The organism is Achromobacter sp. Root83 (assembly GCF_001428845.1).
Classification (GTDB): domain Bacteria; phylum Pseudomonadota; class Gammaproteobacteria; order Burkholderiales; family Burkholderiaceae_B; genus Achromobacter.
In genome coordinates, this window is sequence record NZ_LMIU01000009.1 from 44536 (window position 1) to 58233 (window position 13698).

The 13698-nt window shown below is 61.8% G+C and carries 13 protein-coding genes; all 13 read right to left on the reverse strand.

Annotation, left to right across the window (positions count from 1 at the left end):
- Positions 1-38 precede the first annotated feature (38 nt).
- Entirely contained in the window at positions 39-233 is a 195-nt protein-coding gene (locus ASE30_RS11120) for a putative motility protein (RefSeq protein WP_057284374.1), read from the reverse strand.
- Between the two features lie 159 nt (positions 234-392).
- On the reverse strand, positions 393-1238 hold the full coding sequence (locus ASE30_RS11125) for a hypothetical protein (protein WP_057284375.1): 846 nt from the start codon (positions 1236-1238) through the stop codon (positions 393-395).
- A gap of 299 nt (positions 1239-1537) precedes the next feature.
- Positions 1538-2320, reverse strand: a complete 783-nt coding sequence (locus tag ASE30_RS11130) for a cephalosporin hydroxylase family protein (RefSeq protein WP_057284376.1) — start codon at positions 2318-2320, stop codon at positions 1538-1540.
- Positions 2292-3026, reverse strand: a complete 735-nt coding sequence (locus ASE30_RS11135) for a metallophosphoesterase (protein ID WP_057284377.1) — start codon at positions 3024-3026, stop codon at positions 2292-2294. The genes ASE30_RS11130 and ASE30_RS11135 overlap by 29 nt, the downstream gene beginning before the upstream one ends.
- Positions 3007-4041, reverse strand: a complete 1035-nt coding sequence (locus tag ASE30_RS11140; protein ID WP_057284378.1) for an ATP-grasp domain-containing protein — start codon at positions 4039-4041, stop codon at positions 3007-3009. The genes ASE30_RS11135 and ASE30_RS11140 overlap by 20 nt, the downstream gene beginning before the upstream one ends.
- Positions 4038-4760, reverse strand: a complete 723-nt coding sequence (locus ASE30_RS11145) for a bifunctional 2-polyprenyl-6-hydroxyphenol methylase/3-demethylubiquinol 3-O-methyltransferase UbiG (RefSeq protein ID WP_057284379.1) — start codon at positions 4758-4760, stop codon at positions 4038-4040. The genes ASE30_RS11140 and ASE30_RS11145 overlap by 4 nt, the downstream gene beginning before the upstream one ends.
- Entirely contained in the window at positions 4757-5524 is a 768-nt protein-coding gene (locus ASE30_RS11150) for a WbqC family protein (RefSeq protein WP_057284380.1), read from the reverse strand. The genes ASE30_RS11145 and ASE30_RS11150 overlap by 4 nt, the downstream gene beginning before the upstream one ends.
- Complete coding sequence (locus ASE30_RS11155) at positions 5514-6638, reverse strand: DegT/DnrJ/EryC1/StrS aminotransferase family protein (protein ID WP_057284381.1); 1125 nt, start codon at positions 6636-6638, stop codon at positions 5514-5516. Before ASE30_RS11155 ends, ASE30_RS11150 begins: the two co-directional genes overlap by 11 nt.
- On the reverse strand, positions 6635-7858 hold the full coding sequence (locus ASE30_RS11160) for a class I SAM-dependent methyltransferase (protein ID WP_057284382.1): 1224 nt from the start codon (positions 7856-7858) through the stop codon (positions 6635-6637). The genes ASE30_RS11155 and ASE30_RS11160 overlap by 4 nt, the downstream gene beginning before the upstream one ends.
- Positions 7855-8406 carry a dTDP-4-dehydrorhamnose 3,5-epimerase family protein gene (locus ASE30_RS11165; protein ID WP_057284383.1) on the reverse strand — a complete coding sequence of 184 codons (552 nt, stop codon included), beginning with the start codon at positions 8404-8406 and terminating at the stop codon, positions 7855-7857. Before ASE30_RS11165 ends, ASE30_RS11160 begins: the two co-directional genes overlap by 4 nt.
- Positions 8403-9497, reverse strand: a complete 1095-nt coding sequence (rfbG, locus tag ASE30_RS11170) for a CDP-glucose 4,6-dehydratase (protein ID WP_057284384.1) — start codon at positions 9495-9497, stop codon at positions 8403-8405. The genes ASE30_RS11165 and rfbG overlap by 4 nt, the downstream gene beginning before the upstream one ends.
- On the reverse strand, positions 9479-10252 hold the full coding sequence (gene rfbF / locus ASE30_RS11175) for a glucose-1-phosphate cytidylyltransferase (RefSeq protein ID WP_057284385.1): 774 nt from the start codon (positions 10250-10252) through the stop codon (positions 9479-9481). Before rfbF ends, rfbG begins: the two co-directional genes overlap by 19 nt.
- Entirely contained in the window at positions 10249-13662 is a 3414-nt protein-coding gene (locus ASE30_RS11180) for a bifunctional class I SAM-dependent methyltransferase/glycosyltransferase (protein WP_057284386.1), read from the reverse strand. The genes rfbF and ASE30_RS11180 overlap by 4 nt, the downstream gene beginning before the upstream one ends.
- Positions 13663-13698 lie beyond the last annotated feature (36 nt).

Sequence of the window (13698 nt, forward strand, 5' to 3'; positions counted from 1 at the left end):
ATCTTGCCCGATGCGCGGCTTGCCGCGCCAGGCGAGGCTCAGGCGTGCGTGTTGACGCGCGAGCCCAGCGTGCCGTCGATGGCCAGCACGGGCAGCGACTGCATCAGCGTCGCGACCGAGTCGGCCTGCGCGTTGATCGCCTTCTTCATCACGGTGGCCTGCACCTCTTGCATGAGGTTGACGTCCCTCAGGGCCAGGGCGGAGTTGACGGTGTTGTTGACGGAAGCATCCATGGTCAAGGTGTCCTAATGATGAAAGGCCGGGTCCGGGCCGAAGCAGGTGCCATTATGGCGTACGTTTTCAATTTGATGCAAAACATTCCGGCGCGATTGCGGCGTTGAGGCATTGTCGCCCCGGTTCGTGGCCGGCATGTGACATGCATCGGCCGCGCGCTATGGCTCTTTCGGACATTCGGCGACCGTGCCCCATCCGTGGTTCGGCTCGCAGAACTGTTTGCGAGCCGCCCACGCGCAATCGGGCCGCTCGAAAAAGCCCAACTCGGCGCAACGCGCCAGTTCGCCCTTGAGCGCGTCCACCCAGGCCAGCGGATTCGGCGCCGGGATCTCGGTGATGCGCAGCGTGGAATGCGGCGCCGCCGCGCTGGCGGGCGGCTCGCCCGCCGGTGCCGCCGCGGCCGCCGCCGGAGAAGCGAGGGGCGCGGGAGAAGCGGAGGGCGCAGCGGCGCGCGGCTGCGCGGGCTGATCTGCCAGGCCGGGTTCGGGTTTATCCGTCGCGGACGTTGCGGACGTTGCGGGCGAGGCGGGGGGAGAGGCGGCGGGTTCCTGACCCGGCTCGGCTTCCGCGGGCAAGGGCGGCAGCGGCACTAGCGGCACGCGCACCGGACTGGCGGCCGTGACACCGGAGCGCGCGGCATTCGGCGAATTCCACGAGACGACCAGCAGCACCAGGGCGCCGTAGATGGCCAGGGTGTACAGCACGGTCAGCGTCGCATAGCCCACGCGCCGGCGGGTGATCGGCGTGGCTTCGTCGCGCCCCAGCAGGCTGCGCCAACCCACCAGCGCCGCGCCCGGCGCTGATATCAGCCACCAGCACAGCCGCCGAAGCCAACCCGGCTGGTGCTGAGGAAGCGCGGCCTGCACCTGTGCGGCCAGCAGTTCGCGCAATGCGCGGTTCTCTTCGCGCAGATGCATGGTCTGCGCATCCACCGGCGCCTGAGTGTCTGGATCCGGGGTGCCGTCGTGCTGCGTAGCGAGTGGATCGGGGGGCGTGGCGGTCATGTCGTGAAAAATATGGATACAAAAGCGTGCGACGGCAATTATGAAGTAAGTGCGCAGCGGCGCAAGGGGGGAATAGAACGGGAAAAGGGGGGCTTGGATGGGATTCGCCCGGTCGAAGGCCGTCGTTTGGCCTGGACAATGGGCTACGGGCTGGGTGGAGAACCCACCGTTGCTGGCTGCCCGGAATTACGGATGGGGATCCGGCGAAAAGTGTGGTGCGTCGCCGGTCTGGTCGGTGCGGGGCCGCGACGAACGTGCGGCACCGCACCTGGGGACATGCCAGTCAGCAATGAAGCTGCTCACCGGACTCGCTTGAGGAAGCCGTCTTGCGCCACGGTGATCTGAAGTTTGTGCTGCATGGCAAGGTCCTGCTCGAAGTCCGGATGTTGCGGCAACCAGGCCTGAACGGCGGATTTTGGACTATTGCCCTGGCCCCACGGGCGGTGCGCGCAGAGTTCCGCCGGCATGTCTTCAATGACTGTGTCAAAAACGACGCAGTAGCTGCCGGGGGTCGTCATCGGAGCATAGGCTTCCAGTTCGGCCAGCACATGCTCATGGGTATGGTTGGAGTCCAGGCACACCAGCACGCGCTTGGCGTCGCCCACCAGTTCGCGTACCTGTTGGACGATATCCGCCGCGATGCTTGATCCTTGCACCATCGTGATCAGATGGCTCAGGGGATGGGCTTCGATCGCCTGCCGATTATGGGCGCGGATGTCGATATCCACCCCGATGACGCGCCGATTCGAGACGCCAGGCATCAACGGCGTTCTATTGGCCTGCGCGTCGCAGTAGTCGAGCATCGCCAGCATAGACGCGCTCAGGATGAGCGAGCCCCCATGCGCTATGCCCGTTTCGACAATCACATCAGGCTGCGTGGCCCAGATAATCTCCTGCATGGCATGGATGTCTTGCGGATACTGGATGATCGGGCGTCCGAGCCACTGGAAATTGTAGGTGTAGGCGCCGATGGTGCCTGCCTTGATCATCCATGCAAGCGTGTCGGCCGACATGGTCTTGTCTGCGCCCAGGCGCTTGATGTTGTCCTGCACTTCATTCTGGAATTGTTTGATGGCGTCCATGGTCTTGGCTCTCGGTGTTTTGGATGATGTTGACGCTATCGACGCGTCCGCCGATTTGCGCGCCCTTATAGAGGTTTTCGTAGCAGAACGGCTCGAAGCCCGCGGCCTTCATGGCTTGGACGGTACGGTCGATGTCGTAGGCGACGCGATGCAGATGCACCTGGTCGTTATGCAGAGTGGCGTAGGCGGCGCGGCGGTCGCCGTCTCGCGGCTGTCCCACGGAACCCGGGTTGCAGTAGCGTTGCGGGCCGAAATGCGCAAGCACCTGCACGTGGGTGTGGCCGGAAAACAGCAGCCTGACGTCTGCGGGAATCTTGTCCGCCGATATCGTGTAGAGATATTGATCGCGAGGATCTTCCGGTCCGCCATGCACGTACAAGCAGTCGCCTTCGCGTATTGATTCCTGCGAACCTTTCAGCCAGGCCACCTGGTCCGTGCTGAGTATGCTCTTTTGATAGTTGATGATCTGGGTCACTACCCTGGAACGCGGGCAGTTTTCATCCAGAGTGATATAGCTGTCATGGTTACCCAACACATTCGGCGCTTCAAGCTCGCGTAGCAGGTCGATGCATTCGCCGGGTTGCGCAAGGTAGCCCGCGACGTCGCCTAGCGAGAGGAAGCGCGTGCAACCACGCTGCTTGGCGTCTGCCACGACGGCTTGCAGCGCCGGCAAGTTGCCGTGGATATCAGAGAGAATGGCCAGCATGGATAACAAAGTCTTCGGTATAGCGCCATGCCTTGCCGACGCCAATGCGTGGCTGGGCGGGTTCCACGCCAGCGTGATACAGCTGAATCGACATCTCTGCCTCATTGAAACCGAAAGCAGTGCGAAGCGAGTTGCTGCTCGAAAAGCGCGGATTGATTTCCAGCAGGTATGCCTTGTCGCCTTCGACGCGGAACTGGAAGTTCGACGGCCCCAAGGGCTGAAAGCGCAGGCACAGGAACTCCGTGGCCGCTTCGATAATGGGGTGATCGTGCAACACCTCGGCCACCAAGGTATTGCCGGCGCTGGACAAGCGGCGCCGGAAAATCAGCGGCCCCAGCCACCGCCCGCCGCCCAATCCGAAAACGCCCACGGTGTATTCCTCATCGGCGCTTCCCACAACGCGCTGCAGCATCCACGGCGACGCGCTCTTGCGGCGCCAGTAGTTGAAGTCATCCTCGTCTTCCAGCAGGACGATGCCGCGTGATCCGTTGCCTCGCAGCGGCTTGAGCAGCAAGGGGGGGGCGCCCAGCGCGGCGATCGCTTCAGCCCATGTGGCGGGCCGGGCCGACGGGATCGCGGGGTAGCCAATGGCGTTCAACGCGTTTCCAAACTCCCACTTGTCGACCGTCTGAGCAATCAATTCCGGAGTGTTCAGCGCCAATTTCACGCCCAGTCCTGAAAAGAACTGGCGATGGCGATCAAAGAAGGCCATGTCCAGTTCCAGGCCGGGCAGGATCAGGTCGATGCCGTGCGTATCAACAATGCGTGCCCAGTAGTCCAGATACGCCTGGCTATCCTCGGGTACGTCAGGCTTCTGTTCAAAGACGTCGCAAAGATGCGGTCCGGGGGAATTCTTGTTGCGGTCGATTCCCACGACGCGCACGGAAAACCGGGATTCCCGCAGGCCTTTGATGATCCCCTGGCCAATAATGGCGCCTACGCCGGTGACGGCGACTGTTACCACGCCGGTCGAGCCGGCGGGTACGGGGCGGCCATCGCGGTGGCCTTCGGTCATAGTTCTTCCAGTTCCATCAGCAAGGCGACGCAGAGGTCCGGGAAATCCACTCCAACTTTCAGCATTGCCTGCAGGTTCGCGTCGAAGTCGTCCAGGCTCTTGAGCACGGCCAAAGGCAGTGGCTTGAGGTAAATGCCCTCTTCGTGGGTGATCCGGTAGCCAGCCCGGCGGACCGCGGCCGTCAACGTGTCGCGGCAATACTGCCGTTGGTGGCCCAACGCGATGTCATTGGCGTTCAGGCTGTAGATGTCGTCAATCAGACCAAGCTCCAGCCCCAGGCGGCGGTTCATCGATTTGGCATTTGGCACGGCCACGTACATTTTGCCGCCGGGCTTCAAAAAGCCGCGGTAACGATCCAAAATGAGATCGGGATCATCCACATGCTCAAGGATGAACCCCATCACGATTATGTCGAATTGCTGGTCGGGAACGTAATCCTCAAAGTAAGCCTCGACGATTTCCCCCGCAAACCCGGGCGTATTCTGGCGAAACTGTTCGATGACCACGCTGGCGCCGTCCACGATGACATGGCGGTTGCAGGCTTGCGCGAAAATACGCGAGGTATAGCCGTGGCCCAGACCGAGTTCCAGCAGCGAATCGCTGTGTCCGGAACGGTTGATGATCCGGTGCGGGTACCAGTTCAACATCAAGTTGTTTTCTATCTCTGTCGCACCATTGGGGCGGTACTCGGAAGAGACGGCGTTCAGATCTTGCTTCATAGAGAGGTCGTTATTTGGGTCGACTTGTGGAGGAATTCGCGCCAGGGTTCGGGCCGTCCATTGATTTCGGCGATCCCGTCGCGGCCACGGTTGGCGATCAGGTCCAGCGCGCTCACATAGGGCGTGAACTCCCCATGCATCTGCGTATAGGGTTTGCACCCGTAGGCCATGTAGGACACGCTGATGCCTTCGGCTTCAAAGGCCTGGTGTTCCAGGTAGTGCTTTGCGCCGTGTCCGGTGAGGTACGACGTGGCGCGTAATGCGATGCAAATGTCTATCAGGCGCTGCGTGCCAGACCCAGGGATGCCCAGCGCCGATGAGGCCATGAAGGACTTGTCCGCCCCGATCGGCGCGAAGTAATTAACCAGCGCACCCATGGAGGTTTGCGCCAGGTCGGCGAGCGTCCGGTGTTGCGCGCAGAAGACGGCGTCAACGACGTCAAGCATCTCCCTCTTGAACGGTGCGCCCTCATACGCCTGCTTCAGTTGGTCAATATGGCTGCGTTTCCAATCGGCCCGGTTGTCGATCTGCACCTCGTTGATCAACTGCCCGCGTTTTTGACCTGCCAGCGGAACGGTCAGCCAGCTGGTTCCCGTCCGTGTCTTGATCTGCACGCGATTAAAGAAGCCACGCGCGAACTGCACGTCGTCGTAGTGCACAAAGACATCGGCATGCTTGATCTGTTCAAGCATGCCCACCCAAGGGAAGTACATGGGCTGGGAGATCACGGCGCAGCGCGGGAGGCCTGTCCGGCTATCGGGCATGGGAAGATGCTCCGTACAGACGTTGCACGGCGTCCGTTACCCGGTCCAGGTCAACCTGGGTCATATCGTGGTAACTGGGCAGGTTGATGGCGCGCTCGGGAATGTCGTAGGCGTTCACGTTCCGCGGGCAGGGTTCGAACATGGAAAGGCTGGACAGCGGATGGAAAAAGACGCGCGCATCGATGCCTTCGGGATTCAGGGCTGCCTGAAGGCTTTCCCGCGTGATACCAAGGTCACGATCGAAGACGGCTGTCGGCATCCAGTATCCATTGCGCACATGCTCGGCCTCGGGGTTCAGGGCCACGCCCGCCAGCCCGCCCAGGGCAGAGCGGTATTCCTCGAATACCCGGCGCTTGCCCGCAATCAGCTCGTCGATGCGTTCCAGCTGCGCACACCCGATGGCGGCCTGGATGTTCGACATCTTGTATTTGAAGCCCAGCAGGTCCGGCCAGAACTGCTTGGACTGCTTGGCGTGCCGGCCATGGTTGGACAGGGTAATGGCCGTTTCGTACAGCTTGGGGTCGTTGGTGACCAACATCCCGCCTTCGCCCGTGGTCAGCGTCTTCGTCCCGTGGAACGAAAACGCGCCAAACGTGCCCATGCTGCCCGCGCGTTTGCCTCGATACGACGAACCTATGGCTTCCGCGGCATCCTCGATGACGGGAATGCCATGGCGATCGCCGATAGCAAGAAGGCGATCCATGTCGCAAAGATTGCCGTAGAGATGCACGGCAAGAATGGCCTTGGTCCGCGAGGTGATCGCAGCTTCGACGTGAGCGGGGTCTGCGCACCAGGAGTCCGGCTGGATATCCACAAAGACGGGCTTGGCACCCAGATGGACGATCGGCGCCGCGCTGGCGATCCAGTTGGTATCGGCCATGATCACTTCGTCGCCCGGTCCGATGCCCAGCGCCGCCATGCCGATGTGCAGCGCGCCCGTACAACTGGACGTGGCGATGGCGTACTCGGTGCCGATATGCTGCCTGAATCCCTGCTCGAACCGGCCAAGGTACTCGTAGCATCGCTCTCCCCAGCCATGGCGGGCGGCGTCCGCGGCGTACTCGACCTCAAGGTCCGTGATCGAGGGTTTGGTGTAGTGGATGCGAGCGCTCATCGTATTTCCAGAGTCGGAACCGCGGTCACGAACTTTCCGCCCCAACTGCGGATGTATTCATTCTGGCTGATCACTTCTTCAACGATGTTCCACGGGAACACCACGACATAGTCGGGGCGCGCCTCTTTCAGCTTGTCCGGTGCAAAAACCGGAATTCTGCTGCCCGGCAGGAACTTGCCTTGCTTGTAGGCCGCGGCGTCGCACACCAGCGGCAACAGGTCCGGCTTGATGCCGGCGTAGTTCAGCAGTGTGTTGCCTTTGGCGGCGGCACCATAGGCGGCGATCGTCTTGCCCGCGCGCTTTTGCTGGATCAGGAAATCCACAAAATTGTCTTTGATCTGGTCGACGCGCGCCTGGAAGGCCTGATAGGCGGCAGGCCCTTGCAGGCCGCTTTGCCGTTCGGATTGCAAGATGCGCTCGACCGAACCATCATCGGCGCGTCCATCCTGGGCATGGCATCCGTAGACGCGCAGGCTGCCCCCGTGCGTGGGGAGTTCTTCGACGTCGGTCACCCGCAGCCCGCACGAGGCAAATATCCGGCTTACGGCATACAGCGACAGGTAAGAATAATGTTCGTGATAGATGGTGTCGAACTGGGTGTGTTCGACCAGACGTAGCAGATGAGGAAACTCCAGGGTGATGGTTCCGCCCGGCTTCAAGGCAGCCTTCAGGCCGCGCGTAAAGTCGTTGATGTCAGGCACGTGCGCATAGACGTTGTTGCCAACGATCAGATCCGCCTGTTGGCCCTTGTCACGCAGTTGTTTACCGAGGGATTCGCCGAAGAACTCCCGCAGGACGGGAATGCCTTGTGCCTCGGCGGCGTCCGCGGTGCTGGCTGTGGGTTCGATTCCCAGGCAAGGTATTTCCGCGGCCAGAAAATTCTTCAGCAGATAGCCATCGTTGGACGCGAGCTCGATGACCAGGCTTTGCCTGTTCAGCCCCAGCCGCTGGATCACCATGTCGCTGTAACGCGCGGCATGGGCCAACCAGCCAGTCGAGGTCGACGAGAAATAGGCGTAATCCTTGGTGAACAGTTCGGAGGCCTGCGTGTAGTCCTCGGTCTGCACAAGCCAGCACGCGTGGCAGACGCGCACCTTCAACGGATAGTAGGCTTCGGCCTGAGTCAGTTCCTGCGCGGTCAAATAGGCGTTCGATGGCGGAGCCGCGCCCAGGTCGACAAACGTCTGCTGCAACGGCGTGGCGCAATGGCGGCACTTCATACTTGAATTCCTGCGTAATCAGCGGGGAGCAATGGGTGGGACCTGTCCCGGGGAGACAGCTCGACGGCTTCCCGGGGCCAGCGGATGCCTAGCTTCGGGTCATCGTGGCGCAGGCCCGCTTCAGATGAAGGGGTGTAGAACGCGGTGTGCAGATAGATCAGTTCGCTATCGGCTTCAAGCGCCTGAAAGCCGTGCGCACAACCTTCCGGAATAACCAACATCCGGGCCGATTCCATGTCGAGTCCCTGCGCATGCCATTTCAGGAATGTCGGGGATCCGGCGCGCAGATCCACGACCACATCCCAGACGCGGCCCTTGACGCAGCGTACAAGCTTCATTTCAGCGTGTGGCGGATGCTGGAAGTGCATCCCGCGTACAGCACCGGCAAGCGCCGTCCGCGAATGGTTGATCTGCAGGATAGTGCGCGGACCAATTATGTCGGCCAGGCTGCGGGCGCAGTAGAGGCGGGTGAATGCGCCTCGCGGATCGGCGTGCGTCCGGGTCTCGACGACAACGACGCCGGCAATGGCCGTCTGGATCACGTTCAAGGTTTTACCCACCCGCAGCCCGCACTGGCGGCTTTGTCGACATACTGGCGCAGTTGCTCCTGCGTGAGCGCCAGACCGGATTGATGATGATGGCGATACCAATGGGCCGTCATAGCCAACGCGTCGTCAAGCTGCAGCGCCGGATGCCATCCAAGCGCTTGGCGCGCCTTGGCGCAATCCAGCAGCAGCAGACCGGCTTCGTGCGGCCCACTGGACGGCTGTGCCTTCCACGCAAGCTCAGGCCAATGGCGAGTCAGCATTTCAAGCAACTCCGCCACGCTGCGATTGTCTTGCGCGGCTGGACCGAAATTCCAGCTATCCGCAAATTGGGCGTTCCCGGCCAACAACTGCTGGCCGAGCATCAGGTAGCCCGACAGACAGTCCAGCACGTGTTGCCACGGCCGTGTGGCGGCAGGCGAGCGCACTTCCAGGGCGCGCCCCTCACGTACCGCCCTGACCAGGTCCGGCACCAGGCGGTCAGGCGCCCAGTCGCCGCCGCCTACGACGTTGCCCGCACGTGCAGAAGCGACCAGCACGCGCTTGTCTGAACTCCAGAACGACTTGCGGTAGCTTTCCACGAGGATCTCGCAGGCTGCCTTGGATGCGCTGTAAGGGTCATGGCCTCCCAGCTCATCGTTTTCTCGATATCCCCAGTGCCACTCGCGGTTGGCATAGACCTTGTCAGTGGTAATGATCACCACCGCGCGCACGCTCGGCGTGAGGCGGCATGCCTCCAGCACGTTGGCGGTGCCCATGACGTTCGTGGACCAGCTCGTCAACGGGTCGCCGTAGGATTCCCGTACCAGGGTCTGGGCAGCCAGGTGAAAGACGATCTCCGGCCTGGCCTGAGCCATGGAATCCAGGACCGTCTGGCGGTCGCGCACGTCGCCGCGAAGATCGAGGGCGTCGACCGGCAACAGATCCCAATGGTTCGGCTCCGTGGCGGAATCCAGGGACAGGCCCGTGACCCGCGCCCGCAGTTGATCCAGCCAGGCGGCCAGCCAACTTCCTTTGAAGCCTGTGTGTCCAGTGACCAGGACGCGGGTTCCTTCATAGGCCCCGCCAAACTGTGTCACGCCCATTTTTTCCATGGCGGGTTTCCTTGGGCCCACAGTTGTTCGAGCTGGTTCTTGTCTCGCAACGTATCCATGGGCTGCCAGAAGCCCAGATGCTCGAATGCTTGCAACTGGCCTTGCCGGCTCAGCGTTTCCAGCGGCGCGCCTTCCCAGGACGTGTCGTCGCCTTCGATCAAGGACAAGACGCTGGGAGAGAGCACGAAGAAGCCGCCGTTGATCAGCCCGCCGTCGCCGCGCGGCTTTTCAGTAAAGCCGGTGACCGAGTCGCCTTCGCGGCGCAACGCCCCATACCGGCCGGGGGGCTGCACGGCGGTCACCGTTGCCGCTTTGCCGTGGCCACGGTGAAACGCGATCAAGCGACCGATGTCGATGTCGGACACGCCATCGCCATAAGTGAAGCAGAACGCCTCCTCTTCCTTCACGTAATCGGCCACGCGCTTCAGGCGGCCGCCGGTCAACGTGGTCTCTCCCGTGTCCACCAGCGTCACGCGCCAGGGTTCAGCTTTGCGCTGATGCACTTCCATGCGGTTGTCGGCCATGTCGAATGTCACGTCGGACATGTGCAGGAAGTAGTTCGCGAAGTACTCCTTGATCATGTAGCCCTTGTAACCGCAGCAGATCACGAAGTCGTTCACGCCGTGGGCGGAATAGGTCTTCATGATGTGCCACAGGATGGGCCTGCCTCCGATTTCGATCATCGGTTTGGGGCGAGCCTGGGTTTCCTCCGAGATCCGGGTGCCCAGCCCGCCGGCCAGGATGATTGCTTTCATGCTTGAGCCTCACACCACTGTGTGTACATTTTTCTGAGATCTGCTTCGAATCTGCGAGTGAAACCCGCTTCGTCCATGAAGGCGCTATCGCGCATGTCCTGGCGAAGATTCTTTCGGATACCGGCGAGCGCCGGCAAATCGCTTGCCAACGCAACCGCCTTATCGACGTATTCCTCTTCCGTTGCGCAGATCCATTCGGGGTGCCCGATGGTGTGCAGAAGCGAGCTGCCCACACGGCCCACGCTCGGACGGTCGGCCAGAGACACGAACGGCACCCCCATATGTATGAACTCCACGAGGGTCACGCCGGAATTGTGCGGGAAGCAGTCCAGGCCTATATCGATTCCCCGGAGTACGTCCCATGGCGGGCTGCTGTAGCCGATGGAGAGCCTGTTGCGGTTCACGCCAAGCGCTTCGAATCGAGCCGCGAGCGCAGCGGACATGGGCGCGTCCCGATAACTACCACTGTTCACAACGAGTCGTGCGTTGGGCATTTTTCGCAGGATGGCGGCCCAGGTACGGACAGTGCGGTCATTTATTCGGATTGCGCGCGACAAGGTGCCGAAGGTGATGCATTCCTTGGAAAGAGCCGGGAGCTCATTGACGTCGCCCATCGCGGTATTGGGGCGGTAGGGGCAGCCCCCTTGCAGCCGCCAGATTTTCTCCGAGAACAGATCCTCGCAGCCGGGGGGCGCCATTACGTCATCCATCACGATGTAGTCGATGGCTGAAAGACCCGTGGTGTAGCCATAGCCCATCCACGTCACCGATACGGGAGCGGGCTTTCGCGCGAAGACGCTTAGCCTGTTTCCTTGGGTATGCCCGGCCAAGTCAATGAGGATATCTATTTCATCCCGGCGGATCTTTTCCGAAAGATCCGCGTCCGTCATATTCGCCGTCGGAACCCAGTTGTCGAAGTAGGGCTTGAAGCGTGCCGTGACGTCGTCTTCTGTTTCCAATTGCGCGTAGGCTGTTAGCTCAAATGCCGTCCGATCGTGGTGAATCAGGACCGGTTCGAGAAAATTGTTGCCGGAATGCTTGCGGAAGTCGGGGGATACATATCCGATCTTCAGGCGCCGGGCTAATTGACGTGAATTCTTGTGCTCTCGCCAGGATTTACGCAGCGGTGTGCATATGTCCCGGTCGTACGCTTGGTAGGCTTCGAAAATCTCGTGCGCGTTTCTGTCGACGGAATAATTCAACGCGAAGAGCAGGTTGCTACGCGCCATGGTTTCGGTGGGAAATGCGGCCACGGCCTCGCGCGCGGCGCGCTCTGCCTGAGAAATATCCCCGGCATCGATGTAGGTCTTGCACAGATTGATGCGCGCTTTCCGGTGGGTCGGGTCCAAGGCAATCGCGGCCAAGTTGCTGGCTTCGGCTTCCTTATAGCGCCGCTCCGTGGACAACGCATCAGCCAGCGCGGAGTGCGTCTCGGCGCTGCGGGGCGCAAGCTCTACGGCACGGCGGCTTGCGCCAATGGCTTCCGAGGTCCGCCCCAATTGCGTCAGGACGGCGGCAAGCACCACATAGCTTTGGGGGTCGGCCGGCGCCAGATCGAGCATGGTAAGAGCCGGCAAGATGGCTTCCGGCGCACGCACCATACTGAAAAGCGCAATGGCCAGCGCTTCCCAGGCGTCCCAGAATTTGGGCGCTGTTTTCGTCAGGCGGCGTGCCACCGGCTCGGCCTCGGCAAAGGCCTTCTGGGTCACCAGCTCATGCAGGCGAACGGCTTGGCTGGCGATGGCGGGACCAGGGTTGGGTTGATGACCGCTGGCCACCAGAATGCGCGCATTGAGGCTTAGATAGGCGTGCGCGCTGATATACAAACCCGCCAGCGGCATGTTGCCCTGTGCCGCGGTCAGGGTGTCGCGCAACATGTTGGCCCATGCTTGCATATTGCCCTGCATGAGTGCGTAGCGCTTCAGTAACGAGAGCGTTTCGGCCACATCCGATGGATGCACCGGTTCGCTGCCTGCTCCAGAATCGTTGGGTAGCCGACCTGCAGCCATATTATCGATAATTGTTGACTGAGCGTCCGATGGAACGAGTTTGACCGGCTCGTGCCAAAGGTTGAAACGCGGCGAGGCCTGGCCGCAGGTTTCGCCATCCATAGCATTCATGCACGGCAGCGGGCGCAGCAGGTTATCGCCTTCGCATTCGTAGGGGCCGTTGTCCAGGCAATAATGCACCAGATCGTTTTCCATGAGCGTCTGGAATGCGCGATCGAGGATCTTGCGATTGACGGCGTCGTCGGTCTGGTTTTTTTGCATCAGCACCGCCAGCAGCGTGCTGTAGGGCAGGGAGGCCGGCCAGGCATGAGCCAGCATGTCCGTCACCGTGACGATGTCGGCATCGTGCGTCACCAGGGCCCGGCCAAGCTGGTTCACATACGTGGCGCCCTGTTCCTGGCCATTGGCCGCCAGGCGGACCAGGCCGGAGGCAAACCGCAGATTCTGCATGCGGCTGAAGTCAGGCTTGCCGAGCACGCCGGAAGCCCGGTCCTGCGCGGTCCACATGCATTGCCGGAACGCCCGGCCGGTGGCGAAGTCGAGGTACTGCTGACGCACCGTTGCAGGTTGTCCCATTGTCAACAGACTATGGTTCAAGGACACGCCCTGGCCAAAGTTGAGCGCGATTTCGCTTAAGGGCTGGGTGTCGCCCACGTAGGCAAGCCCCGCCTCTGCAGCCCGGCCCGCCAGTTCTACGAAGTAACTTGGATTGCAGGCCAAGTGCTGGACGCCCGTTTCGGGGTTGCCGGCGGTCGCATTCAACGCGCGTTCGAACTGCGCGGCAGCGGTCGACAAGGTGGCGTTTTGCGGGTTAGCGGCGGATATGCCGTCCTTGAACAATGCCAGGGCGGCGAGGGCGCTTTGGCGCAACTCGGCGTTTGTCTGAGCTGCATGGCCATGCAGCATGATGGCGTCGCGCACCACGTCCAGCGCCTTGGCACCGGGATAGACGTGGCTGTCGAGATACAGGATGCCCTGGGGCGACAACAAGCCGGCGCAGGCCGTCAGCAGCGCCTGCGCGGCGTCCGCCGGCAGATAGCTGTACACGCCCGTAACAATGATGTAGTCGAAAACGCCGAGCTGGCTGCCCAGGTCTGTCGCCTGGCCCACATACAGGGCCAGGTTGGCCGCGCCCATGCGTTTCGCCGTTTCCGTGCCTTGCGCGATCAAGGCTTCCGATACATCCACCCCGACCGCTTGCGCGTCGGGGTAGGCGAGGACGAAAGGAAGCAGTCCTTCCCCGGTGCCGCAACCGACGGCCAGCACGCGGGCGCGCTCGAGCGCGCGGGTTTCGACCCCATATAAATGCGCGGTGGCTCGCAACCTGACCGGGGAGTGGCTGGGCGACAGCGGTCCCGGATCTGCAATGGCTTGTCTGCTGGAAAAGGCCGGATAGGACATGTAGCGGTGGGGCTGGTCAAAGCTAGGGGAGTCTGA

Excerpts from the sequence above, each read along its gene's own strand:
- rfbG (WP_057284384.1), bottom strand. The coding sequence starts at position 9,497 with ATGGAAAAAATGGGCGTGACACAGTTTGGCGGGGCCTATGAAGGAACC.
- ASE30_RS11120 (WP_057284374.1), bottom strand. The coding sequence starts at position 233 with ATGGATGCTTCCGTCAACAACACCGTCAACTCCGCCCTGGCCCTGAGG.
- ASE30_RS11180 (WP_057284386.1), bottom strand. The coding sequence starts at position 13,662 with ATGTCCTATCCGGCCTTTTCCAGCAGACAAGCCATTGCAGATCCGGGA.
- ASE30_RS11160 (WP_057284382.1), bottom strand. The coding sequence starts at position 7,858 with ATGAAGTGCCGCCATTGCGCCACGCCGTTGCAGCAGACGTTTGTCGAC.
- ASE30_RS11130 (WP_057284376.1), bottom strand. The coding sequence starts at position 2,320 with ATGGACGCCATCAAACAATTCCAGAATGAAGTGCAGGACAACATCAAG.
- ASE30_RS11150 (WP_057284380.1), bottom strand. The coding sequence starts at position 5,524 with ATGCCCGATAGCCGGACAGGCCTCCCGCGCTGCGCCGTGATCTCCCAG.
- ASE30_RS11145 (WP_057284379.1), bottom strand. The coding sequence starts at position 4,760 with ATGAAGCAAGATCTGAACGCCGTCTCTTCCGAGTACCGCCCCAATGGT.
- ASE30_RS11155 (WP_057284381.1), bottom strand. The coding sequence starts at position 6,638 with ATGAGCGCTCGCATCCACTACACCAAACCCTCGATCACGGACCTTGAG.
- ASE30_RS11125 (WP_057284375.1), bottom strand. The coding sequence starts at position 1,238 with ATGACCGCCACGCCCCCCGATCCACTCGCTACGCAGCACGACGGCACC.
- ASE30_RS11135 (WP_057284377.1), bottom strand. The coding sequence starts at position 3,026 with ATGCTGGCCATTCTCTCTGATATCCACGGCAACTTGCCGGCGCTGCAA.
- rfbF (WP_057284385.1), bottom strand. The coding sequence starts at position 10,252 with ATGAAAGCAATCATCCTGGCCGGCGGGCTGGGCACCCGGATCTCGGAG.
- ASE30_RS11140 (WP_057284378.1), bottom strand. The coding sequence starts at position 4,041 with ATGACCGAAGGCCACCGCGATGGCCGCCCCGTACCCGCCGGCTCGACC.